This is a genomic window from Agrobacterium sp., assembly GCF_059499945.1.
The window spans coordinates 203260-227483 of sequence record NZ_JCABZP010000019.1 but is presented as its reverse complement, the minus strand read 5'-3'; the positions used below and the strand labels follow the sequence as shown (position 1 = coordinate 227483).

Here is a 24224-nt window from a genome sequence, read left to right as displayed (position 1 = left end):
CGTTTGGGCGGGCCGTGATGGACAGCGGTCCGCCGGGTGCCTCCGGCCGCGCTTCACGCGCGACCGGTACCGGGTGTGCTCCGGGAGGAGTACTTCAAGGTATTCGCATTTCCGGACGGGAAACCGGCGTCCAGTTTTCCTGGAAATGCTTTAGTTAATCGGCCCGCCCTCACCCGGCTTGCCGGGAAGCTGCTGCGGGAAGAGTTCGTATTTGCCCTGCTTGTCGGCTGCGACCCACAGGCGTTCACGGATGATGGAATCTTCGGCCCAGTTGAACATGAAGATCGGCGTACCCTGCGGCACGTTGGAGAACCGCTTGTTGACGATGAGCGCGCCGGGATATTCGGTGAGGCCAATCGTATAGAGGTTCTGCGTATAGACCTTCTGATATTGCTTCATCAGTTCCGCCCGCTCGGCATTGTCCTGCGAGGAAATGAACTTGCGGACCAGATCGGCCATCTCTTTCTCGAACGGCATCAGATCCAGCTCCTTGCCCTCGGGCGAGCGGTGGTTCCAGCTTGTGCGGGGGCCGACGGGTGCCAGCTGCTCGGTATTCTGCACCACGGAGGAAAGCTCGGTGGAGTTGCGGCGCACCAGCCAGTCGAACTGCCCGCCATAATGGGCGGCATCGCGCTGGTTGGAATCGAGGCTGTTGATGACGACGCGCAGGCCGAGTTTCGCCATCTGGCCAACGAGACCTTCCGCAAGGCTCTTGTCCGTCGCGTAGCCGTTATTGACGAGAAGGGTGATCTCGACATTGCGGCCGCCGAGCGTTTCCTTGGGGAAATTCAGAAACCCATCGCCATCGGTGTCCTTCAGGCCGATTGAGGCGAGCGAGGCCTTGGCGGCTTCGAGGTTGAAGGGGTAATAGACCGTGGAGGCGCGATCATAGAAGCTGGTGCCAGACGAAATGCCGCCCGGATAGATCGCCGTGAAAGGCCCCTTCACAAGCGAGTCGCCGATCGCCTTTCGATCGAGAGCGGAAGTGACCGCCTGGCGAAATACCTCATTGCGGTTCAGCTCACGGATGGCCTGTCCGCGCTCATCCGGATTGCCCCAGCCATTGGCGGAAAAGTTCATCTGCAGATTATAGCCGATGAGGCGCGGCCCAAAGGCAAGGCGGGCCGGCGCATTGGGATCTGCGGCGCGTTTCAGTGATGCGACGAAATTCTCCGGCTGTTCAAGATTGGAGAAATCGCCCGAGCCCGCAACGGCCTGCACATCGCGGTCCGCCCAGGTGGAAAGCTTGTAGTGGACCTCGTTGAGATAGGGCAGCTGCTGGCCCTTTTCATCGACCTTCCAGTAATAGGGGTTGCGCCGCAGCACGATGAGATCGTCCGGCCGATATGACACAGGCACCCATGCGCCCATGACCGGCATGTTCATATACTCAGGCGGGAAAGCGTTCTTGAACTGGTTATAGGTGTTCTTGGAATATTTCGGATGCTGGGGCTTCAGAATATGCGACGGCCCGGGGCAGAAGCTCGGATAGGCCATGGTGTAGAGATATTGCTTGGGAAAGGCAGCCTTGAAGGTCCATTGGACGGTGTAATCATCGACCTTCTTCAGCGTCGTTCCCTCACCGAAAGCCTCCGGCGAGGCGCCGCCGCCAAGCGGTGAAACATTGGGGTCGATGACGGCATCTTCCCAATAGAATATCACATCATCGGCGTTGAAGGGTTCACCGTCCGACCATTTGGCCCCCTTGACGAGATGCATCGTGAGCTTGTGGCCGTCTTCAGACCATTCCCAGCTTTTCGCCAGATTGGGCAGCGGCTCGGTATCCTTGGCATCCACCTGGAAAAGCGGCGCGGTACGCGTCAGGCATTCGGAAAGGGCGATATCGATGCCGCCCCAGCCCTGGCTCTGGCCGGCAATATAGTTCCAGCCCTCCGGCCGGCCGCCGACCACATGGCGCATGGTATCGCCATAAACGCCCATACCGTCAGGCATGTTGCCGGTCTTGTAGACGAGTGGTTCTTCCGGCAGGCGTTCCTTCAGCGGCGGCAGCTTGCCGGTCTTTTCGAATTTCTCGCTGACCCAGTCCGGCTCGCTGTAATCAGGCAGCGCCTTGAATTCGAGGATCGAGTCGCGCGCCACGTAATTGATCTTGCCTTCGGCCGGAAATTGCGGCGGCTCGGGCGGTGTGGTGGTCTCGAAGGCATTCGCATTGAGTGCGATCATCGAAACACTGAGCCCCAGTGCCGAGATGATACCGATCTTGCGTTGAAGTAACATCGTCATTCCTCCCAAATGGCAGCTCTTCGACCGCCCACCCTCTGTGATCGTTCCGGTCGTGGCGGCGGACTCCCTTCCGCCGCCAGACCTGTTCCCATGTCTTTTCCTCAAACAGCCTTTTTCAGCGCCGATTTCTCGGCGCGCAATTCCTCGATGGAACGCACGTTGCGGCGTGCGGCGCCGGCCCAGTCGCGGGTCTTGACGCTCGATGTCGCAAGCCGCTCCTTCGCCGCTGGTACGGCATCGGCATATTGCGGCAGCCAGCGCGCTTGCGCGACAACCATCTCGTCCACCATCTGCCAGACCTCCTCCGGCGTGGCGACGGCGCCCACCAGCGGGTCATGCAGCACGGCGAGCTTCAAAAGATCGATATCGCCGCTCACCGCCGCATGGACAGACATGCGCTGCACATTGATGGAGGCCATGCAGGTGGCTGCACAGGCTTCCGGCAATGTTACGCCCGAGACCATGTTGATGCCGAAACGGTCGACAAAGCCGGGCGATTCGATGATGGCATCCGCCGGCAGATTGCTGATGACGCCATTGTTCTTGACGTTGAAATGGCCGCGATAGACCCGTCCCGTCTCCAGCGCTTCCAGAATATGGCTTGCGTGTTCATTGGAGCGCTTGGCCGGATCGATCGGCTTGGCGGCTGAGGCGAGGAACTGCGGAAACTCCGTTTCGAACCAGTTGCGCGTCTCGGTGGAGTGACGCAGATAACCGCCGGTTTCGCCGTGAATCCAGTCGGACATGTCAATCCAGCGGGAGATTTCATCCGGGCGCTTGCGATACCACGGCAGATATTCGGAGAGATGGCCGTTGCTTTCGGTCGAATAGACGCCGAAACGCTTCAGCACGTCGATGCGCAGCTTCTCCTGCTGCGAAAAGACCGGATGCGCTTCGAAGGCCGCGACCAGCTCATCCTTGCCGATCTTGCGGCCGTTAAGCCTCAGATCGATGAACCATGTCTGGTGGTTGATGCCCGAGCAGATGTAATCGAGTTCGGAGGGGGATTTCGCACCGAGGATTTCGGCGATCTGTTCCGCGCCATGCTGCACGCCGTGGCAGAGGCCGACCGTATCCACCTTGCCGTATTCGATGGCCGCCCAGGTATTCATGGCCATGGGGTTGGCGTAGTTCAGGAATTTCGCACCCGGTGCTGCGACTTCGCGTATATCCTTGCAGAAATCGAGAATGACCGGAATGTTGCGCTGACCATAGAGAATGCCGCCGGCGCAGATGGTATCGCCCACACACTGGTCGATGCCGTATTTCAGCGGAATGCGGATGTCGTCGGCATAGGCTTCGAGCCCACCGACCCGCACGCAGCTGATGATATATTTCGCGCCCTCCAGCGCCCGGCGGCGGTCCGTATGCGCGGTCACCTTTACGGGAAAACCATTGGCCTCAACGACCTTGTCGAGGATCGCCCTGATCATATCCAGATTGTGCTGGCTGATATCCGTCAGCGCGACTTCGATGTCGCGAAACTCCGGCACGCACAGGAGATCGGTGAACAGTTTTTTCGTGAAACCGACGCTGCCTGCGCCAATAATAGCGATTTTGAAACTCATGACGCCACCTCTGTTGCAAATCGAACGGGTGAAACGGGCCGAAGGATCATGAAATGGCGCTGCAGAAAAATACCCGTAAGAAATCCCGGAAAACCGGCCTTCATCCCAATTTTTCAGCAACAATATCCCGCTGGCTGTCTCCTCGGATCGGGATTATGCGTATAAAGTTCGATAGAACCAGAGAAGGATTATGCTTTCATGGGTAATTTTGTGCTGCAGGATTTGATCGATCAGGGGCCATGCATGCGAACCGTCTCGCTGCCGCGCGGCCGCCAGACGCTGCACACCATGCCGACCAGCAGCGGTTATGAAATCCGCAGCAGTGGCAATTACGACTGGGACGGGCGCAAGCGTGGCCAGACGCCTTTCACCGTGCTGCAATATTGCATCGCCGGACAGGGCAACCTCCGTTACGAGAACCGCCACTATGTGGTGAGGCCGGGCGAAACCCTGCTGCTGCTCATTCCCCACAATCACCGCTACTGGTTGGAAGAAGGCAAGGAATGGGAATTCTTCTGGATTTCCATGAATGGCGAGGAAGCGTTGCGCATTCACCGCAATATCCTCTCCGTCACCGGGCCGATCTTCAAACTCAAGCCCGAGACGGTGGATCACCTCGCCGAATGCTGCTCACGTCTCGTCAATGGCGCGGAAACACCAGGTGCCGCCTCAGCCGTCGCTTATGAGGCGGCGATGACGCTTTATGATGATGTCTTCGGTTCGCACCCTTCCTTTGGTGGCGAGTATCGCACGATGCAGCAGGTGCTGAGCTACATAGACAGCCATCTCGGTGAACGGCTTTCGGTCAGCGACCTTGCTGATGTGGCGGGTTTGAGCCGTGCGCATTTCTCCCGTATTTTCACAGCAAGCGAAGGCCTGTCACCAGCGGAATTTGTGCTGCAACGACGCCTGCGCCGCGCAGCCAAGCTTCTCACCTCGGCTGCGAACATTCCCATCAAGGAAGTGTCCGTGCTTTGCGGCTTCGAGGATCCGAATTATTTCTCCAAGGTCTTCCGCAGGCTCTACGGCACCAACCCGAGCGAATTTCGCACCACCGGCATGTATGCCAGCGTTCGGCAGAACTGACAGAAAATGCGACTTGGTTTTGACATGTTTCAGGCGATTAAGGATAGGCATTACGCCCTTTTTGGAGACTGATCGAGGTGAACAGTAAAATCCGGACGATCCTCGTCTTTCCGATCAGGGCAATCATAATTTTCGCCCTTGTTCTCGACGGCATTTTCCGCCCGCTCTACCGGCCGGTCATCAGGGCCATATCGAACCTGACATTTATCCAGCGGCTGGAAAGCCGCATCGAGCGACTGCCGCGCCTTGCCATTCTCCTCTGTCTTGCCGTTCCCTTTGCGATTGCCGAACCGATGAAGATCGTCGGCCTCGTCCTCATTGCCCATGGCGCCTTCAAGTCGGGTCTGGTTCTGACGATCCTTGCCCACCTTTCCACCTTCCTGATTGTCGAGCGCATCTATCATGCGGGCCGGGAAAAGCTTCTCACCTATGGCTGGCTCGCATGGATCATGCGCTATGTGCGTTTCGCACGTTCGTTTTACGACCGCTTCAAACTTGCGGCGCTGAACTGGATCCGGCTCCGGGTCCTTGCGCAATAGAGATAGAGCGCAACCGTCAGCCTTTGCGGCGCAGCTTTTTCAGCAGATATTCCGCAAGGGCAGTCGATTGCAGCGAAACGAGAATAATGACGATGCCGAACACCACGCGGGCTTCAGGCACTTCATCGAACAGAAAATATCCGACAGCGATCACAAACAGGATCGACAGATAGCTGACAGGCGCAAGGACGCTTGCATCCGCGACACGATAGGCCCGCAGGAAGCAATATTGCCCCATCTGCGCCAGCAATCCGATGCCGAGCAGCGGAACCCAGTCAAATGACGCAACCGGCTTCCATGTCCAGATTGCCGGAACGGCGGTAATGACGGCAAGGCCCACCGTGTAGAACACCATCATGACCGTGGTGTTCTCCTGCCGCAGCGCGCGGGTCTGGATCACCGCAAACGCCCCGAACACCACCGACACCAGAACAACAATCACACCCGCGCCAAACTCCGTGCCGCCCGGCCCGATGACGACCAGAACGCCTACAAATGCAAGACAGGCACCCGTCCAGCGAAAACGGCTCACGCTTTCGCCAAGAAAGGCGACGGCCATCGCCATCGTCACCAATGGCCGGGAGAAACCGACGGCATTGACGGTTGCAAGCGGCAAAAGGGTGATGGCGATGAAATTGCTGGTGAGTGCGATGGCGTTGCAGCAGATGCGGAAAATATTGCGCCAGGGATATTTGACGCGCAGCATTTCCCCCCTGTGCCGCCAGATGAGCGGCAGGATGAACATCAAACCGATCATCGCCCTGATAAAGACCAGCTGGAAGGCGGGATAGGTGACGCCCTGCGCCTTGACGAGCGCAGTCATTCCACCCGCAACAAGGGTCATGTCCAGCAACAACCAGCCAATGCCCGCGCGCGTATCCGTCTCGCGCGGGTTTTGCTGTTCTTCGCTCTGGGTGTCGCCATTCACGCCGGCTGCACAAGATTGGCCATGAGGCGGAAGGCCCCGGGCACAAGCTTGTCCATCTGGTGGTGCAGCACGAGGCTGGTATGGGTATGCCGGCCCTTGCCGATGACACCCGAAACCAGCGCACCCTTGAGCGGCTGTTCATCGACATCATGCATGGCGAGCAAGGGCTCGTAGACATCATCCCAGCGCGCGGCGAAATAGAGCCCGCGTTCCTTGTCCCAGCCCGCCCAGTCAGCAGCATCGATCCTGTTGGGGCCGGCAAGCAGCGGATGTTCGGGCGCCAGCACCGTTACCTCAGCCTGCGGGTCGGTCACACGCCAGCGCAAGGAAGGTTTGCCGATCTCAAGCCGCCTCACAGGCGTCGTCTCCGGATTCCATCCATCGGTCGGCCGGTGATAGAGCGTGACGAGATGGCCGCCATCCTCGACGAAACGGTGAAGCCTTTCCGTTGCAGCGGCCAGATCCTTGCGGATGCCGAAGGCAAAGATGCCGATAACGATCGTTGTGAAGGACGACAGGTCACCGCCCAGCGCCTGGGCATCGAGTTCGGTGACATCAAGACCCATGCGCGACAGCCAAAGACCCACCCTGTCGGCACCGCCACCGACATAACCGACGCGTGCGCCCTCGGGCAGCTTGAGGTCCAGTGACAGGATTTTCAAAACGGACGGCGCCAGAAACCTTGCCCTGCCGATATGCGGATAGGCGATGGGCGTGATCTGGAAAGCGGGTTGCGAACCGACAAGCGCTTCGATCTGGGCAAGGCCTGCCTTCGCATCGCCGGTGCGTTCCGCAATCCAGTCACCGCCGTTTCTGCGCAGGTTCCAGCCGCCCGTATTCCTGAATGACAGCGCCGCATCGGCGCCCTTTACATGGGCCTGAAAGACATGGACGTCCTGCCCCTTTCCAAGCGGAACCAGAAGGGCATCCGGCGCGATCGTCAGCGACTGCGCGGGCGTTACGAAAAACGGCTCCTCCAGATCGAAGGCGGCCGAGACCTTTCTGCCTTCAACCGTTGCGGAAAGCAGCACATAGGCATGGCCATTGCCGCCCAATGCTTTCCATTCGGGCTGATAAAGTCCCGAAACAGCAGAATCCTTATCGGCAGCAAGCGAAAAGACCAGCGTCTCGCCACGCGACTGAATGGATGACGACACACCTGATGGCAGGACCGGCGTGACCTCGACATCAAGTTCAGCCGCCTTGTCTGAAAGCTCCACGGAAAGAACCGATGTTCCACCCGGAACGATCTCCGCCGGCTCGGCATAGGCCCGCTCGAAAACATCGAGCGCCGTCAGGATAGCGGCGTCGACCTGCGCCCGCTTGCGCCCGATCCGATGGCCGTGCAGCCCCTTGAAATCCGCAGCTGCGGCCTCGTCAACCTTCTGCAAAAGCGCCGCCGCCGCAAGAAGCAACGCCGTGATCCGCTCCCTGTCGGGAAAGGCCGAGATTGCTTCGCTTATCGCCTGTTCCGCCTTGACCAGCGCCTTTGCCAATTCCGCATCCAGCCCGGGGAAAGCCGCAAGGTCCGACAGGGAAGACGGCAGGCTGTCGAGGATCGAGTGCTCTTCGCCCGCCGCTTCACTGGCGAGTTCCAGATGCAGCGGCCAGACCTCCTGCGCCCGCTTCGGCCAATGCCCCATTCCCTGCGAGGCGTGATAATAACGCGACCATTCGCCGATGCGGTCATATTGCGCACCTGTGGCCTCCTCCCTACCCGGAGCATTGACTATCAGCGTCGTTTCCGGCGGAGGCACTTCGTCATCATAGGTGTCGCCACCGCCCGACCATGCGGGAAGGTAATATTTGGCCACCTGCCACGGTTTCAGCCCCTCGGCGAAATGCTCGGGATAGGCGGCGGCGTCGGCGGCCAGCGTGATCGCGCTTTTCGCCGCCCGCGTCATGGCGCGGTGGTGCCCGTGCTGTCCCGGCACATCGAGAAATGTCGGAATGACTATATCGGGCCGCTCCTTGCGGTAGGCCCGCACCAGCCGTTCGACAATGCGCTGCTGCCCCCAGCGGTTAAAGGTCTGGTCGCCATCCTTGGAAAAACCGAAGTCGTGAATAATATCCGCCGGGCCATGGCCGAGCCAGCTGATATCAGCATCGATGACGCGCGCAGCCTCCTCCAGCTCCCGCGACCGGATGACGCCAAGCGCGCCCAGCCGTTCCGGCCCCAGCGCATTCTGCCCGCCCTCACCGCGTGTGGAGCAGGCGATGATGATCCGCATGCCCAGCTCCATGCGGAAATAGGCAAGCAACCCGTTCTGCTCGTCATCCGGATGCGCGCCGGTATGCATGACGGTCACGGTGGATTTCAGTGCGCTCAGCTTGCGATGCAGGCGAATGAGCCACGGATCGGCCATCTGCCGTTCGATGCGCTCCCGGGGGTTAAGCATGGGCGGTCTCCTCCAATATTCAGCCGGGTGCCTGCGCTGCGGCTCCCAGGGATGTCTCGAGTTTCGGTGTGACGATGTCGAACAGCGGCAAGGCGGCGGCCCCGAGCGCCGCAGTCAATTGCCCGGACTTGCCGTGGATGACCCGTGGCAGCTCCCGTTGCCGCCGGCTTGCAACCGACGTCGGCAAAGGCCCCATCCGCGCAATGATCTCGCTGATGATGATTTCCGGCAACGCGCCGCCGAGAATGACCGTCTGGGGATCAAGAATATTCTCAAGCATCGCAACCATGGGCGCGAGATGGACGGCTGCCTCCTCTATCCATTCCATCACCACCGGATTGCCAGCCCTGAACAGGGCTTCCAGATCATCAAGTTCCGTATCCGCGACACCGGCGCAGACAAGCTTTTCCTTCAGCACATAGACCGAGGCATAGGCCTCCAGGCACCCTCTTTGCCCGCAGGAGGGGCAAGGCCTTCCCTTCGGTGAAACGGTCACATGGCCGATTTCGCCGGCATTTCCGAACGCACCGCGATAAGGCGCGCCATCCTGAATGATGCCGAGGCCGATACCGACGCCGAAATAGATCATGCAGAAATTCGGGATGGCCAGCCCCGCACCGAACAGCCGTTCCCCGACCGCTGCCGCAGTCGCATCGTTTTCGACAACGACCGGCTGACCGCAGGCTTCGCCCAGCATCTGCCGGGCATCGATGCCGCCCCAGCCGGAAAGCGTCGTCGGTCCCACGGAGGTCATGCCATCAATCTCGAAGGGACCGGGCATGACGACCCCGGTGCCAAGCAGCCTGCAGCCGAGATTATTCGCAACAGCGGCATGCTCGGCGGCAAAGGTCTTGAATATGGCGTCCGGTGTCGTGTCCTTGAGAGGGGTAACACGATGGGTGCGCAACACGCCGGCAAGATCGAGGCCGACGGTGACCATATGGTCGGCGGCGATTTCTACACCGATCGTCGCACCACCATCCGGGTTGACGGCGAACTGGATCGGCGGCTGGCCCCGACCCGTGCGACGACGGCCAAGCTCCTTCAGTAATTCCTCGCCCATCAGTTCATCAACGATATTGGCGACCGCCTGCGGTGTCAGATGCGTGATCTTGGCAATCTGGGCGCGACCGAGCGATCCGTGCCGCCGGACAATGTCTAGAACGACTCGCCGGTTATGTTCGCGGCTCCGCTCAGGATTTTTTCCGATTGCTACGGGATAATCGTCCACCGTGTGCACCGTCATCTCTTCAACTTCCCGTCTGTTAGAAAATTCATAGCGTCGAATTGACGATAAGCGCAATATAATAATTCAAGTAAATTATCTTATTGACAAACGCACGCCTTCAGAGAACCGTAGAGGGCGACCGGGGGTCAGGCTTGTTTGGGGCGGAAGAGGAAACTCCGCTGCCGGCAAATCGATGAGTGCGCGCGAAAGCGCGGATAAAGGGAACGATCACTCCGCATCCGGAAGACCGGACGGAGGAAATGGAGGCTTACATGCGCAGGGCAACTCTGTTCGCCGGCTTGGTTGCCGGTTTCAGCACATTTGCATTCAACGCCGCGCAGGCGGTTGAAATCGAATATTGGCAATATGTCTTCGACACACGCGTGAAAGCCATGGACGAGCTGATCGCGGAGTTTCAGAAGGCCAACCCTGACATCACCGTCAAGCAGGTGACCTTTCCTTACGCCGACTACCAGACCCGCGTAATTGCCGCCAACATGTCCGGCAAGGGGCCTGACGTGATGCAGCTGTTTTATGGCTGGCTGGACAAGTTCGCAGCCGGCGGTATCTTGCAGCCGCTGCCAGCAGACGCTTTCCCGCATGACAAGATCGAAAACGAGTTTTTCCCCATCATCAGCGCCATGAAGCGCGGCGACGACTATTATGGCCTGCCGACGGCGGTTCGTTCGCTCGCCCTATTCTACAACAAGAAGCTATTCACCGAGGCGGGCCTCGATCCCGCCAATCCGCCGAAGACGCTCGATGAATTCGTCGCTGCCGCGGAAAAGATCGCCAAGCACGACGCCGCCGGAAACCTCACCGTTGCCGGGTCCACACTCGACATGGGCGGCCAGGACCACCAGTGGTGGCGTGAAGTCCTCATTCGCCAATATGGCGGTGAGCCCTATACCGATAATGACCAGAAGGTCGCCTATAATAGCGAGCCGGGCATTCAGGCGCTGAAATTCTACACCAGCCTACAGCTTGAAAAGAAGATCGGCCAAGTGGGTTTCATGGATGAGGGCCAGGCGGCCTTCCGCGCCGGCAAGGCCGGCATGACCATTGACGGCACCTTCCGGCTGGGCTCGTTCCGCACCATCAAGGATTTCGAGTGGGGCGTGACCGAACTTCCCACCAATGACAAGAATATCCGCTCCAATTATGCCAGCTACTTCGCCAATGGCATCAGCGCCAAGACAACGGGTGAAGAACTTGAGGCTTCCAAGAAGTTCCTCGCCTATATCTCCTCGCCGGAAGCCATGGCGATCTGGCTGAAGACGGTGGGTGAACTCCCGGCGCGGCGCTCTGCGGCGCTGACCGAAGAAAACCTGAAGGACCCGATCTACGCGCCGTTCCTGAAGGGCTTGGAATACGCCCACACGACGCTGTTCATGGATGAGGCCGCCCAGCGGCAGAATGCCATCGACATGACCAACCGCGTCCTGCTCGAGGGCCAGTCGGTCGAAGATTCCATCAAGCAGGCCGCCGAGGCCGAGCAGGAAATCATCGACGCGGCGAAACCCTGAAAACCGCAGGTCCAACCATGACAGCGATAGATCAACAGGGGGCGGCATCCGGCCGCCCCGGCGGCTCCTTCGGGGATCGCCTTTCCATGCGCACGAAACGGCTTTTGTGGATCTGGAGCTTTCTGGCGATCCCGATCCTCTTCTACAGCGTCATCCGTTTTTACCCGACGCTACAGGCCTTCTATCTGTCCTTCACCAACTGGGATCTTCTGCGGCCGGCAAAGTTCATCGGCATCGCCAATTACGTCAAGCTGTTCAAGGACCCGCAATTCTGGAAGGTGTTCAAGAATACCTTCACCTATCTCATCGTCGGCACGCCGATCAGCCTGGTGCTGGCTTTTGTCATCGCCTTTTATCTTGACCGGGTCCGCATCCTGCACGGTTTCATCCGCGCCCTTTATTTCCTGCCCTATCTGACGACCGCAGCGGCCATGGCCTGGGTCTGGCGCTGGTTCTACCAGCCGCCGCCGATCGGCATCATCAACGATGTGCTTGGCATGATCGGCATTCCTCAGCAGCCCTTCATCCGCTCCACCGATCAGGCGCTTTATTCGGTCATGGTGACAGCCATCTGGGCGGGGCTCGGTTTCCAGATCATCATCTTCATGGCGGGCCTGCGCGCCATTCCGACGACATTCTACGAAGCCGCCCGCATCGACGGGCTCGGCGAATGGGCGATCCTTCGAAAGATCACGCTGCCGCTCCTGAAACCAACCACCGTTTTCCTCGTGGTGTTTTCCTCCATCGGCTTCCTGCGCATCTTCGACCAGGTCTACAACATGACCACCAATGATCCGGGCGGACCGCTCGGCTCAACCAAACCGCTGGTGCTGATGATCTACCAGACCGCGTTCAATTCCTATGCGATGGGTTATGCCGCCGCACAGACGGTCGTCCTGTTCACCATTCTTCTTGTCGTATCGCTGGTCCAGCTCTGGGTCCTGAGGGAAAAGAAATGAGCGAAGCGTCGCCACTCTCCCACGCCCGCATCCGCCCCGGCCGCATCGTCACCTGGACGCTGCTGTTCATCGGCGGCCTTATCATGGTCTCACCGCTGCTCTTCATGTTCTCGACCTCGTTCAAGACGGCGGATCAGGTCTATGATCTCAGGCTCATCCCGGCCGCGCCGACGCTCGCGAACTACATCACCGTGATGGCCGACGGCCGTTTCCTGCGCTGGTTCTTCAACTCGATGCTGGTTGCGGTCATCGTCACCGTTTCCAACTGCTTTTTTGACAGTCTGGTCGGCTACACGCTGGCGAAATTCGAGTTCCGCGGCCGCTATTTCATCTTCCTCGCCATCCTGTCGACGCTGATGATTCCGACGGAAATGCTTGTCATTCCATGGTATCTGATGTCCAGCCAGCTGGGCTGGCTCGACAGCTACTGGGGCATCATGTTCCCGGGAATGATGACGGCCTTCGGCACCTTCCTGATGAAGCAGTTCTTCGAGACGGTTCCGAACGACTTCATCGAGGCCGCACGCGTCGATGGGCTCAACGAGTTTCAGATCTGGTGGAAAGTCGCCCTGCCGCTCGTCACGCCGGCGCTCTCCGCTCTCGCAATCTTCACCTTCCTCGGCAACTGGACAGCCTTTTTCTGGCCGCTGATCGTCACGACAAGCAAGGAGCTCTATACGCTGCCGGTCGGGCTTTCGAGCTTTGCGGTGGAACAGCAGATCCAGTGGGAAATGATCATGACGGGCGCTGCCATTGCGACCATCCCCACCCTTATCGTCTTCATCGTCCTGCAACGCTACATCGTTCGCGGTGTGATGCTGGCGGGTCTGAAAGGATAATATCATGGCCGATATCAACCCGCGCCTGTCCGATACCAGCAAGTTTCCCGATCCGGTCTACAAGGAAACAGTGCTGCGCCCGCTGTTTGATGGCGCCAAGAACCACCATGTCGACGGGTTTCGCCGCATCGACCATGCGCATCTCGTCATGCTACGCGAAACCGGAATTCTCGACGCCGAAACGGCGGCGAAAATCGCCGGCGCGCTCGAAGATATCGACCGGACCATCGAGCCATCGGAGCTGGTCTATACCGGCGATGTCGAGGATTTCTTCTTCCTGATCGAAAAGGAACTGAAGGCCCGTATCGGCGTCGATGTCGCCGGTCGCCTGCACACGGCCCGCTCGCGCAACGATATCGATCACACCCTGTTCAAGATCGGCCTCAAGGAAAAGATCGACACGCTCACCGCCAAGGCGCGTGTTCTGCTGAAAGCGCTGATCGATGCCGCCGAGCGCAATCAATCCACCCTGATTGTGGCCTATACGCATGGGCAGCCGGCCCAGCCCACCACCTTCGGCCATTATCTCTCCGCCGCCATAGAAGTACTCATTCGGGATATTGACCGCTTCGCAGAAGCTCGCCGTATCGTCGATCTCTCACCGATGGGCGCCGCCGCCATCACCACCTCCGGCTTTCCCATTGATCGCGCCCGCGTCGCCGAGCTTCTCGGTTTTGCCGCGCCGCTGCGCAATTCCTATTCCTGCATCGCCGCCGTCGACTATACGACGGCGACCTATGGCGCGATCGAGCTAATGTTCCTGCATCTCGGCAGGCTCATTCAGGACTTCCAGTTCTGGACGAGTTTTGAAGTCGGGCAAATCTATGTACCGAATTCGCTGGTGCAGATTTCCTCGATCATGCCGCAGAAACGCAACCCGGTGCCGATAGAACATCTGCGCCACCTCGCCAGCCAGACATTCGGCCGGGCGCGGACCATGCTCGACGTGATGCACAATACGCCCTTTACCGATATGAACGACAGCGAAGGCGAAACGCAGGGCATGGGTTACGAGGCCTTCGCCTCGGCCGGCCGGGTTCTCGACCTGCTTGCCAGCCTCGTCGGCCAGATCAGCATCGATCCGGAAAGGGTCGACCAGAATATTCGCCGTTCCTGCATCACCATCACGGAACTGGCGGATTCGCTTGTCCGCATCGAGGACCTGTCATTCCGCCAGGCCCACGAGATCGCCGCAACCGTCGCCAAAAGCGTTGTTGCGCTGAAGGGCGATCTGCCGAATGACGGCTACCAGCCGTTCCTCAACGCGTTCGAGGAACTGGCAGGGCGCAAAACCGGCATCAGCGAAGAAAAGTTCAGGCAGATCGTCTCGCCGGAGCACTTTGTCGCGGTGCGCAGCCGCTTCGGCGGCCCTGCCCCCGAACCGATGCGGGAGGCGATTGCCGCCTATCGCGGCAAGCTTGGTGTATTCGAGGCGGAAGCGCAACGATCCGCCGATCACGAAGCGGCGAAGGCCGCCGAGCTTGCAGAGAAATTTACTGCCCTGACGGGAGCGCGATAATGGCGACAATCGAACTCAATCAACTCGTGAAGCGCTACGGCAAGGTGGAGGCGGTCAAAGGTATCGACCTTGCCATTGAAGACGGCGAATTCGTCGTTTTTGTCGGCCCGTCCGGCTGCGGAAAATCGACGACACTGCGCATGATCGCAGGGCTCGAAGAAATTTCCGATGGCACGCTGAAGATCGGCGGAAACGTCGTCAACGAGAAGGAACCGAAACAGCGCAACATCGCCATGGTCTTCCAGAACTATGCGATCTACCCGCATATGACGGTTCGCCAGAATATCGGCTTCGGGCTTTATACCGCAAAGCTCGACAAGGCGGAAAAGAACCGGCGCATCGAAGAGGCCGGCCGGGTACTGGGGCTTGAGGCGTTGCTCGACCGTCGGCCAGCGGCTTTGTCTGGCGGCCAGCGGCAGCGCGTCGCCATCGGCCGTGCCATGGTGCGCGATCCCGCAGCCTTTCTTTTCGACGAGCCGCTCTCCAATCTCGACGCCCAGCTGAGATCGCAGATGCGCATTGAAATCAAGCGCTTGCATCAACGTCTTAAGACGACAACCGTCTACGTTACCCACGATCAGGTGGAAGCCATGACCATGGCGGACCGGATCGTTGTCATGAAGGACGGCCATATCCTGCAGGTCGGCACGCCGACTGAACTCTACGAAACACCCGTCGATGTGTTTACCGCCCGCTTTATCGGCAGCCCCTCGATGAACCTCCTGCGAGGGACCAAAACAACCAACAGCGTTACGCCCTCCGCCACGGGCGAGTTTTTGATCGGTGTGCGGCCGCACGACCTGCTGGTGGGCGAGAGCGAAGCGCCGCAGGGCACGTTCAAGCTTGAAGGAACGGTAACCGCGGTCGAGCCTCTTGGCCCGGAAACACTGGTTCATCTGGATACCGACACCACCTCTGTGATTGCCACCGCGAGAGGCAAGTCCATCCCGGCAGTCGGCAGCCGGCTGCAATGCCGGGCGGAAACAGGCGCGCTTTATCTTTTCGATGCGAAGACGGAAAAGCTTCTGGGCCGCGCATGATGACAACAGAAAAATCAGCCGTCATCAGCATTGGCCGCATCTATTGCGACCTCATTTTCACCGGGCTTGACGAATTGCCGGTGCTCGGCCGGGAACTGTTTGCCCGCGACATGGAAATCGCCGCCGGCGGCGGGGCTTTCATTGCCGCTGCCCATTTCGCTCATATCGGCCGTTCCGCTGCGCTGCTGGCAAGGCTCGGCACCGACACCTTCTCGCGCGATATCGGTGAGAAAATGCAAAAGAGCGGTGTGGACCTGCAATTTTTGGAACATTCAGCGGATGCGGGGCCGCAGGTCACGGTGGCGACAGTGGTTGGCCATGACCGCGCATTTTTGACGCGCCGCGCCGGTGCCGCCCGGCCTTCGACACTGGATGCCGCCTTTGCGTGGGACAAAGCACGGCATCTGCACATCGCCGAATTCGCTACTCTGCACGAAATTCCCGATCTCGTCGCGCGCGCCAAGGCAAGCGGATTGTCCGTCTCGCTCGACCCGAGCTGGGATGCCTCGCTGATCTACGACAAGGGGCTGCTCGAGGCCTGCGCCGGCGTTGACGTGTTTTTGCCCAATCTCGAGGAAGCCGAAGCGATCACGGGCCATTCGGAACCGGAAACAGCCATCCGGGCATTGGCGGATGTTTTCCCGATCGTCGCCCTCAAAGGCGGCGCCGAAGGTGCATGGGTATCCTCTGCCGCCGGGATTTACCACAGGGGGGCGCAGAAGGTTCCGGTGGTCGATACGACCGGCGCAGGCGATGCCTTTAATGCCGGCTTTCTTGATACATGGCTTCAGGGTCAGGACGAACAGCAATGCCTCGAAGCCGGCATCGCAGCGGGCAGTCTTGCCGTGCAGGCGGCAGGCGGTGCACCGAAGGTGACCGCCGCCGCGTGAGACGCCCTGCCCGCATCACTCCCCGCGCGGAAAACGCTGGTTTTCCTCCAGCACGTTGAGGTCCATGTGGTTGCGCATATAGCGTTCCGAAGCCTTTTGTAGCGGCTGGTAATCCCACGGGTAATAAGCGCCGTTGCGCAACGCCTTGTAGACCACCCAGCGCCGCGCCTGGCTTTCCCGCACCGCTGCGTCGAAAACGGAAAGTTGCCAGCGCCGGTCGATCTCGCTGGAAAGTGATGACAGCACGTCGGAGAACTCAGGATTGACCGCGAGGTTCGTCCGCTCCTCAGGGTCCGCCTCGATATCATAGAGGAGCGGCGGATCAGCCTCGCAGACCGACAGCTTGTAGCGGCCGTCACGGATGGCGACGAGCGGCGCGATCGAGCCTTCGGCGGCATATTCCATCGGCACCGGGCCACGCTCGCCGGTGCCGTGAGCCAATGCCGCCAGATCCTCGCCATCCGTCCAGCGTTTGAGCGAGGTGATATCGAGGCCAGCCAGACCGCAGAGCGTCGGCGTGACATCAAGCGTCGAGGCGGGCGTGTCGATCAGGGCCGGCTGCCAGCCGGGTGCGGCGATCATCAACGGCACGCGGGCGGAGCCTTCAAAGAAACACATCTTGAACCACAGTCCACGCTCGCCCAGCATGTCGCCATGGTCGGACAGGAAGAGAATGATCGTGTCCTCCTCCATCCGCGTCGCTTTCAGGACGTCGAGAATCTCGCCGACCTTCTCGTCGATATAGGAGATATTGGCGAAATAACCGCGCCGTGCCCGGCGTATCTGCTCCGGCGAAATATCGAAAGCCTCATGATCACAGGCTTCCAGCAACCGTTTCGAGTGCGGATCCTGCTCCTCGAAGGCAATCGCCGATGTCTGCGGATCAAGCGCCGGGCAATCCTCGTAGAGATCCCAGAATTTGCGCCGCGCCACATAGGGGTCGTGCGGATGGGTGAAGCTGACGGTCAGGCACCAGGGGCGGTCATCAAGCCGGCGCGACAGATCGTAGAGCTTGCGGGTGGCGTGATAGGCCACCTCGTCATCATATTCCATCTGGTTGGTGATTTCGGCGACACCCGCACCGGTGACGGAGCCGAGATTGTGATACCACCAGTCGATGCGCTCGCCGGGCTTGGTATAATCAGGCGTCCAGCCGAAATCCGCCGGATAGATATCCGTCGTCAGACGCTCTTCGAAGCCATGCAGCTGGTCGGGCCCGACGAAATGCATCTTGCCTGAAAGGCCGGTGTAATAACCGGCCGCCCGCAGATGGTGCGCATAGGTCGGAATATCGGAGGCGAATTCGGCGGCGTTGTCATAGACCCGCGTGCGGCTTGGCAATTGTCCGGACATGAAAGAAGCGCGAGCCGGCGCGCAGAGCGGGCTTGCCGTGTAAGTGTTGGCGAAGCGGACAGACCGCTCCGCCAGTGCTTTCAGATGTGGTGCGTGGATAAAATCGGCCGGACCATCGGGAAAAAACGTCCCGTTGAACTGGTCGGCCATCAGGATCAGGATATTGGGACGCGGCATTTCGACTTTCCGGCTTAGAGACCAAGCTTGCCCTTGACGGCGTCCGCACCCGGCTTGCCATCGAGCGTAGTGACACCCTGCAGCCAGCCATCCAGCGCTTTGGGATTGGCCTTCAGCCAGGCCGTCGCCGCCGCCTTTGAATCCTCGCCACCGAGAATGGAGCCCATCAGGCTGTTTTCCATGCCAATATCGAACTTCAGGTTCTTGAACAGCGTCGTCGCATTCGGGCATTGCTGCGGCCAGCCGGTGCGGGCCAGCGTATAGACTTCCGCGCCGCCGAAATTCGGGCCGAAATAGGCGTCGCCGCCGGAGAGATAGGCGATCTCGATTTTCTCATTCATCGGATGCGGCGCCCAGGCGAGGAAGACCACCGCCTTCTTGTCCCTGCCCGCCCGTTCCACCTGCGCCAGCATGGCCTGTTCGCCGGATTCGACGAGCTGCCAGCCCTTCAGGCCGAAATCATTGGCGTCGATGATCTTCTGAATATTCTGGTTGGCCGGTGCCCCCGGCTCGATGCCATAAATCTTGCTTTCGAACTCATCGGCATGTTTGGCGAGATCGGCAAAATCCTTCACGCCCTTTTCCGCCATATAGGAAGGCACCGCCAGCGTGAACTTGGCGCCCTCCAGGTTCTTCGTCATCACCTCGGCCGCTTTCGCCGCGTTCAGATCGTCGACGAAGGATTTCTGGGCCGGCATCCAGTTGCCGAGAAAGACATCGATTTCGCCATTTTTCATGGCCTGATAGCCGATCGGCACCGACAGCGTCTTGACGTCGGCTTCATAACCCAGCGCATCGAGCACGACGGAAGCGACGCCGTTGGTGGCGGTAATGTCGGTCCAGCCGGGATCGCTAAGGCGAATGGTTTTGCAGGCGGCGTCATCGGCCGCCTGCAGCGGGGTGGAGAATGCCGCCACGGACAGAATGAGACCGGCGGCGATGCGATGCAGATGAGAAACGGTTTTCATTGCGGCTCCCCTTTTATTAGTCCAGTTTATTGAACACCACATTGTTTTTGCCTGTGAAGCGGGTATTTTTCGATGACTGATATAAGGAAATTTAATGTCTGACCGGCCGCTTGATCTCGGATGGATGCGCATTTTCACCGATGTCGCCCGCCGCGGCAGCCTCACGGCTGCGGCGGCATCGCTGCGACTGACCCAGCCGGCCGTCAGCTATCAGATGCGCAAACTTGAGGATGAGCTGGGCGTGGCTCTTATCCGGCGCAAGCATCGCGGCATCGAACTGACGGCCGAAGGACAAAAACTGTTCGACATCGTCTCGCGTAATGTCGACGCCATCGATCTTCTCGCGCAGCAGCTTCGCCGGACGGAGGATCGGCAGACTATCCGCCTGCATACGGATTATGCCTTTTCGTCCCTGTGGCTCATCCCGCGCATGCATGGTTTTCGAGCGCTCAACCCCGACATAAACATCCAGATCGTGGCAACGCAGGACCCTCTGGGTCAGGGCAAACACGATAGCGACGTGATGATCATTTTTGGAACGCGGCAGGAAGCGGGCGACGGGGCGGTGCTGCTGCTTTCGGAGAAGGTCACGCCGGTCTGTTCCCCGGCGCTTCTGGCTGACGCAGCCGCACCCGCGAGTGTCGCGGATCTCACACGGCTGAAGCTTATCCACCTGGAAAACACCTCCCAGGCGCACTGGTTCGACTGGCCGTCCTATTTCAAGCATTTCGGCGTGCTGAGAGGGCCGGAAAACGATGGCGGCGATATCAGTTTCAACAATTACACCATGGTGGTTCAGGCAACCATCGGCGAACAGGGTTTTGCACTCGGCTGGGCCGGGCTCATCGATCCGCTGCTCGAGGCGGGCGTGCTGGTGACCGCAGGCCCAAGCCTCGACGCACCGGGCCGCGGATACTGGCTGATGCGGCCGAAAAACAGCGATAATGCGGTGAGAAAACTCACCGGCTGGCTGATCGATGAGCGGCGGTGAAGACCACACCTATCACGCAGGTACCGTCCTGTGCCGGCCAATCGGCAGCATCATCGGCTTGCCCGAAGTCGGATCCTCGATGACCCGGCTTTCGATGCCGAAGACGTGACGGACATTCTCTTCCGTCAGCACCTCTTCCGGCCTGCCGCAGACATGCAGCTTTCCGCCCCGCATGGCGACTAGATGATCGGCATAACGCGCCGCGAGATTGAGATCGTGCAGCACCATGACGATGGTGGTCTCCCGGGACTGATTGAGGTCGGTCAGAAGATCCAGCACTTCGACCTGATGGCTGATATCGAGGAAGGTGGTCGGTTCATCCAGCAGCAATATGTCGGTTTGCTGGGCGAGCGCCATGGCGATCCAGACACGTTGCCGCTGCCCGCCGGAAAGCTCGTCCACCGGACGCTCGGCAAGTTCGACCGTATCGGTGGCGGCGAGAGCCGCGGCGACGGCCTCGTCATCCTGCCGCGACCAGCGGGCGAACAGGCCGTGATGCGGGTGCCGGCCACGGCTGACGAGATCGGCAACCACGATGCCCTCCGGCGCGATTGGCGATTGCGGCAGAAGGCCCATGCGCCGTGCGAGGTCGCGCGAAGGGAGACGATGAATCGACTTTCCATCAAGCAGGACCTGACCGGCGCGCGGCGTGATGAGCCGCGACATGCTGCGCAGCAGGGTGGACTTGCCGCAGGCATTGGCGCCGACAATGACGGTGATTTTCCCGCGTGGGACAGTGAGATCCAGCCCTTCAATGATGAGGTTTTCGCCATATCCGGCCGAAAGACCGTTCACGGAAAGGGAGTGGCCGGTCATAACGAGCCTCCGCTGCGGTTGACCCGCACGATAAGGTAAATCAGATAGGGCGCGCCGAGCGCGCCCGTGACGACGCCGACCGGATAACGGCCCGGCAACAGGAACTGGCCGCAATAATCCCCCACCAGCACCAGTGCCGCTCCGACCAGAGCCGCGGGAACGAGCAACGAGCCGTTGCTGCCGACGATGCGCGCCGCAATCGGTCCGGACAGGAAAGCGACAAAGGCGATCGGCCCGGAGACCGCCGTTGCAAAGGCGATCATACCCACGGCGGCGATGATGACGATGATGCGGGTTCGTCCCACCCGCACGCCGAGCGCTGCGGCCGCATCGTCACCCAGTCTGAGAGCTTCCAGATCACGCGCACGGCTGAGGAGCAGGCTGCCAAACAGGATGAGCGCGACGAAAAGCGGCAGCAACTGGGCGATCTTCGCGCCGTTGACGCTGCCGGTCAGCCAGCGCATTGCCTCCTGCAGCGTCCATGCCGGCGCGACGGAGAGAATATAGGCAATGAAGCTTTCCAGCATCGCCGACACGCCGATGCCGACAAGGATCAGCCGTGTGCCGGCCACGCCATTTCGGAAGGACAGGAGATAGACCAGAAGCGCGACGCCCAGACCGGCGGCGACGGCGAAGACCGAGACCAGCGGCCCGCTCATCTGCAAAACGACGATGGCGAAAACGGCTGCGGCACTCGCGCCGGAGCTGATGCCGATGATGTCGGGGCTGGCGAGCGGGTTGCGCAGCATGATCTGGAAGGCGACACCGCCTAGCCCGAAGCTCAGGCCTGCGAGAACCGAAAGCAGCGCGCGCGGCAGGCGCAACTGGCCGACGGTGAAGGTGACACCGGCAATATCCTCCTCCAGCAGAACGCGGATGACATCACCGGGCGGCGTGAAGGATTGCCCGAGCATCAGCGTTATTGCAAAAGCGGCGATCAGGAGCGCCGACAGGGCGAAGACGACAAGGCGACGCCGGCGCTGGCGGGCGTGGCGGTTGAAGACGAGAGTTTCGATGACGGGAGCGTGCATGGTCACAATTCGCGCACCCTCTGGCGTCTGACAATCCAGATGAAGAAAGGCGCGCCGACGAGGGCGGTGACGATGCCGACATCAAGTTCGGATGGCCGCGCCACGATGCGCCCGACAATATCGGCAGCAAGCAGCAGACACGCCCCGCCAAGCGCCGAGAACGGCAGAAGCCAGCGATTGTCCACGCCAACGAGCAGGCGGCAGAGATGCGGCACCACCAGCCCGACGAAACCGATCGGCCCGCAAATGGCGGTGGCGGCACCGCAGAGCAGAATGGCGCCGAAGGAGGCCACGGCTCTGGCTGCCATGACATTCTCGCCAAGCCCGGCGGCGAGTTCGTCTCCGAGCGCCAGAGAATTCAGCTTGCGCGCCGAAAGCAGGCTGATGATGAAGCCGGCGACCAGAAAGGGCAGCACGGTCTCGATGCGTTCGAATGTCGCCCCGCCGACACCGCCGATCTGCCAGGAGCGGATGCCGCCGGCAATGTCGCTGCGCGGCAGCACGACGGCGATGACGAGCGAGGAGAAGGCGACGGAGGTGGCGGCACCCGCAAGCGCGAGTTTCAGCGGGGTCGCGCCGCCCCGACCGAGCGAACCGACGACATACACGAAAACCGCAGACGCCCCCGCACCGGCAATTGCGGTGATGATGAAGGCCTGAGCCGAGGCGATGCCGAACCAGACGATGGCGATGACGACGGCAAGCGACGCGCCCATATTGACGCCGAGAATACCGGGATCGGCAAGAGGGTTGCGGGTGACGCCCTGCATGATGGCCCCGGCCAGCCCGAGTGCGGCCCCGGAAAGCAGGGCGAGCAGCGTGCGCGGCAGACGCACCGCAACCGCCGCTTCGGCAACCGTCTCGACGCGGCCGCTCAGCCCGCCAAGAATATCCGCAAAAGAGACGTCACGCGTGCCGATGGCGACGGAGAGCGCACAGAGCAATGCGAGAAGCGCCAGCACTGCGCCGAGCCATGCGGTTCGCGCGCGGCTGGAGCGACCGGCGAGCAGCACCGTTGTCACTTTGCCGGGTCCCGACATTGTCACTGCGATTTCCCGGAGGATTTGTCGGCAGCCTTTGCCAGGAGATCGGCATAGTCCTTCAATACCCAGGAAATCGACAGCGGCGTGGGGTTTGAAGCGGTGCCGAGCGGATCGCGGCCCAGCATGACGATGGCATCGTTGGCAACGGCCGGCATGCGGGCGAGAAGCGGATCGGCGCGCATGGCATTCAGCAGCGGCTGGCTGCCATAGGTCACGACGATATCGACATCGTCAAAGGCATCCACACGCTCGGCGCTGACGCCGGCGGCGAATTGCCCCGGCTTCGTTGCTTCCACGACGCTTTTCGGCGAGGCGAGCCCGAGATCGGCGAAGAACTTCACCCGGGTGTCATTGGCCGTATAGAAATTGACAACGCTGAGATTGGTGGCATCGAGATGGGTGACGAACATGGCCGACTTGCCCTTCAGCTGCGGGTGGCCGGCGACAACCTGCGCGATTTCGCCCTCGATGCGTTTGATGAGCGCCTCACCTTCGGGGGCCATGCCAAGCCCGGCGCTGTTCAGCCGGATCATCTCGCGCCAGTCCGTCGCCCAGGGAGAGACGGGATAGGCGACAACAGGCGCAATCTGGCTCAGCGTATCGTAGTCGGACTGGCTGAGACCGGAATAGGCGGCAAGGATGACATCCGGCTGCGTTGCCGCCACGGCCTCGAAATCGATGCCGTCGCCCTCGTCGAACAGCACCGGCTTTGCCGCATTGAGTTCGGTAAGCCGCTTCGCCACCCATGGCAGCAGGCCGTCGCCGTCATCATCGCCGAAATTGGCCGCCGCAAAACCGACGGGCACGATGCCGAGCGCCAGCGGCACCTCATGGTTCGCCCAGGCGACAGTGGCGACCCGCTGCGGTTTCTTCGCAATCGTGGTCGTGCCGAACGCATGTTTGATGACGATGGGATAGCTGGTCGTCTCCTCCGCCGCGGCCATATCAGGCGCGATCATCGACAGGAAAAGCATGAATGCCGGAACGAGGCAGCGGAACGGGCGAAGCATGGCGAAGCTCTCAAAGGTTCAAAAGTGGACTTGAACTCTCAGCTTCAAATGGCCCCGTCAAGCCCAGGCA

Annotated in this window: 20 protein-coding genes; 9 read left to right on the top strand and 11 right to left on the bottom strand. The window is 60.4% G+C overall.

The features are described from left to right. Positions 1 to 150 precede the first annotated feature (150 nt). On the bottom strand, positions 151 to 2238 hold the full coding sequence (locus AC5I5B_RS22530) for an ABC transporter substrate-binding protein (RefSeq protein ID WP_031234010.1): 2088 nt from the start codon (positions 2236 to 2238) through the stop codon (positions 151 to 153). A gap of 107 nt (positions 2239 to 2345) precedes the next feature. Next, on the bottom strand, positions 2346 to 3812 hold the full coding sequence (locus tag AC5I5B_RS22525; RefSeq protein ID WP_020009828.1) for an alpha-glucosidase/alpha-galactosidase: 1467 nt from the start codon (positions 3810 to 3812) through the stop codon (positions 2346 to 2348). A 198-nt stretch (positions 3813 to 4010) separates the two neighbouring features. Here AC5I5B_RS22525 and AC5I5B_RS22520 point away from each other — a divergent pair, with 198 nt between their 5' ends. Together AC5I5B_RS22520 and AC5I5B_RS22515 are read left to right on the top strand one after the other, a co-directional pair. Continuing rightward, the gene (locus tag AC5I5B_RS22520; protein ID WP_112952632.1) at positions 4011 to 4898 is read left to right on the top strand and encodes an AraC family transcriptional regulator; all 888 of its coding nucleotides are present in this window, start codon (positions 4011 to 4013) and stop codon (positions 4896 to 4898) included. Positions 4899 to 4975: 77 nt separating this feature from the next. Further along, complete coding sequence (locus AC5I5B_RS22515) at positions 4976 to 5437, top strand: hypothetical protein (protein ID WP_003505634.1); 462 nt, start codon at positions 4976 to 4978, stop codon at positions 5435 to 5437. Positions 5438 to 5453: 16 nt separating this feature from the next. Here AC5I5B_RS22515 and AC5I5B_RS22510 read toward each other — a convergent pair whose 3' ends face one another. From AC5I5B_RS22510 to AC5I5B_RS22500, 3 genes are read right to left on the bottom strand one after another with little or no spacing between them, the layout of a single operon-like run. Then, entirely contained in the window at positions 5454 to 6365 is a 912-nt protein-coding gene (locus tag AC5I5B_RS22510) for an EamA family transporter (RefSeq protein ID WP_174054834.1), read from the bottom strand. Continuing rightward, entirely contained in the window at positions 6362 to 8764 is a 2403-nt protein-coding gene (locus AC5I5B_RS22505; RefSeq protein WP_495752845.1) for a PIG-L family deacetylase, read from the bottom strand. The genes AC5I5B_RS22510 and AC5I5B_RS22505 overlap by 4 nt, the downstream gene beginning before the upstream one ends. A 19-nt stretch (positions 8765 to 8783) precedes the next feature. Beyond that, positions 8784 to 10010: an ROK family transcriptional regulator gene (locus tag AC5I5B_RS22500; protein WP_112952626.1), complete on the bottom strand. Its 1227-nt coding sequence runs from the start codon at positions 10008 to 10010 to the stop codon at positions 8784 to 8786. A gap of 242 nt (positions 10011 to 10252) precedes the next feature. Here AC5I5B_RS22500 and AC5I5B_RS22495 point away from each other — a divergent pair, with 242 nt between their 5' ends. From AC5I5B_RS22495 to AC5I5B_RS22470, 6 genes are read left to right on the top strand one after another with little or no spacing between them, the layout of a single operon-like run. Further along, positions 10253 to 11518 carry a sugar ABC transporter substrate-binding protein gene (locus tag AC5I5B_RS22495; RefSeq protein WP_080867372.1) on the top strand — a complete coding sequence of 422 codons (1266 nt, stop codon included), beginning with the start codon at positions 10253 to 10255 and terminating at the stop codon, positions 11516 to 11518. A gap of 17 nt (positions 11519 to 11535) precedes the next feature. Further along, the gene (locus AC5I5B_RS22490) at positions 11536 to 12477 is read left to right on the top strand and encodes a carbohydrate ABC transporter permease (RefSeq protein ID WP_060725579.1); all 942 of its coding nucleotides are present in this window, start codon (positions 11536 to 11538) and stop codon (positions 12475 to 12477) included. Continuing rightward, on the top strand, positions 12474 to 13316 hold the full coding sequence (locus tag AC5I5B_RS22485) for a carbohydrate ABC transporter permease (RefSeq protein ID WP_111781549.1): 843 nt from the start codon (positions 12474 to 12476) through the stop codon (positions 13314 to 13316). Before AC5I5B_RS22490 ends, AC5I5B_RS22485 begins: the two co-directional genes overlap by 4 nt. 4 nt (positions 13317 to 13320) lie before the next feature. Next, positions 13321 to 14835: an argininosuccinate lyase gene (gene argH / locus AC5I5B_RS22480; RefSeq protein WP_174054832.1), complete on the top strand. Its 1515-nt coding sequence runs from the start codon at positions 13321 to 13323 to the stop codon at positions 14833 to 14835. Beyond that, positions 14835 to 15875: an ABC transporter ATP-binding protein gene (locus AC5I5B_RS22475; RefSeq protein ID WP_111781551.1), complete on the top strand. Its 1041-nt coding sequence runs from the start codon at positions 14835 to 14837 to the stop codon at positions 15873 to 15875. Before argH ends, AC5I5B_RS22475 begins: the two co-directional genes overlap by 1 nt. Further along, positions 15872 to 16765 carry a carbohydrate kinase family protein gene (locus AC5I5B_RS22470; RefSeq protein ID WP_174054831.1) on the top strand — a complete coding sequence of 298 codons (894 nt, stop codon included), beginning with the start codon at positions 15872 to 15874 and terminating at the stop codon, positions 16763 to 16765. Before AC5I5B_RS22475 ends, AC5I5B_RS22470 begins: the two co-directional genes overlap by 4 nt. A 15-nt stretch (positions 16766 to 16780) precedes the next feature. Here the strand turns inward: AC5I5B_RS22470 and betC are convergent, their stop codons facing one another. Both betC and AC5I5B_RS22460 read right to left on the bottom strand, forming a co-directional pair. Next, positions 16781 to 18295, bottom strand: coding sequence for a choline-sulfatase (gene betC, locus AC5I5B_RS22465; RefSeq protein WP_174054830.1), 1515 nt, complete (start codon positions 18293 to 18295; stop codon positions 16781 to 16783). A gap of 14 nt (positions 18296 to 18309) precedes the next feature. Further along, the gene (locus tag AC5I5B_RS22460) at positions 18310 to 19263 is read right to left on the bottom strand and encodes a choline ABC transporter substrate-binding protein (RefSeq protein ID WP_174054829.1); all 954 of its coding nucleotides are present in this window, start codon (positions 19261 to 19263) and stop codon (positions 18310 to 18312) included. A 94-nt stretch (positions 19264 to 19357) separates the two neighbouring features. Between AC5I5B_RS22460 and AC5I5B_RS22455 the strand changes: the two genes are divergently transcribed. Then, on the top strand, positions 19358 to 20254 hold the full coding sequence (locus AC5I5B_RS22455; protein ID WP_107676802.1) for a choline sulfate utilization transcriptional regulator: 897 nt from the start codon (positions 19358 to 19360) through the stop codon (positions 20252 to 20254). Positions 20255 to 20266: 12 nt separating this feature from the next. Here the strand turns inward: AC5I5B_RS22455 and AC5I5B_RS22450 are convergent, their stop codons facing one another. Genes AC5I5B_RS22450 through AC5I5B_RS22435 form a run of 4 tightly spaced genes read right to left on the bottom strand, consistent with a single transcriptional unit; the run spans position 20267 to position 24154 of the window. Continuing rightward, positions 20267 to 21070 carry an ABC transporter ATP-binding protein gene (locus AC5I5B_RS22450; protein ID WP_174054828.1) on the bottom strand — a complete coding sequence of 268 codons (804 nt, stop codon included), beginning with the start codon at positions 21068 to 21070 and terminating at the stop codon, positions 20267 to 20269. Continuing rightward, positions 21067 to 22101, bottom strand: a complete 1035-nt coding sequence (locus AC5I5B_RS22445; RefSeq protein WP_174054850.1) for a FecCD family ABC transporter permease — start codon at positions 22099 to 22101, stop codon at positions 21067 to 21069. Before AC5I5B_RS22445 ends, AC5I5B_RS22450 begins: the two co-directional genes overlap by 4 nt. Positions 22102 to 22103: 2 nt before the next feature. Next, on the bottom strand, positions 22104 to 23147 hold the full coding sequence (locus AC5I5B_RS22440) for a FecCD family ABC transporter permease (protein ID WP_423753520.1): 1044 nt from the start codon (positions 23145 to 23147) through the stop codon (positions 22104 to 22106). After that, the gene (locus tag AC5I5B_RS22435) at positions 23144 to 24154 is read right to left on the bottom strand and encodes an iron-siderophore ABC transporter substrate-binding protein (RefSeq protein WP_111829351.1); all 1011 of its coding nucleotides are present in this window, start codon (positions 24152 to 24154) and stop codon (positions 23144 to 23146) included. Before AC5I5B_RS22435 ends, AC5I5B_RS22440 begins: the two co-directional genes overlap by 4 nt. Positions 24155 to 24224 lie beyond the last annotated feature (70 nt).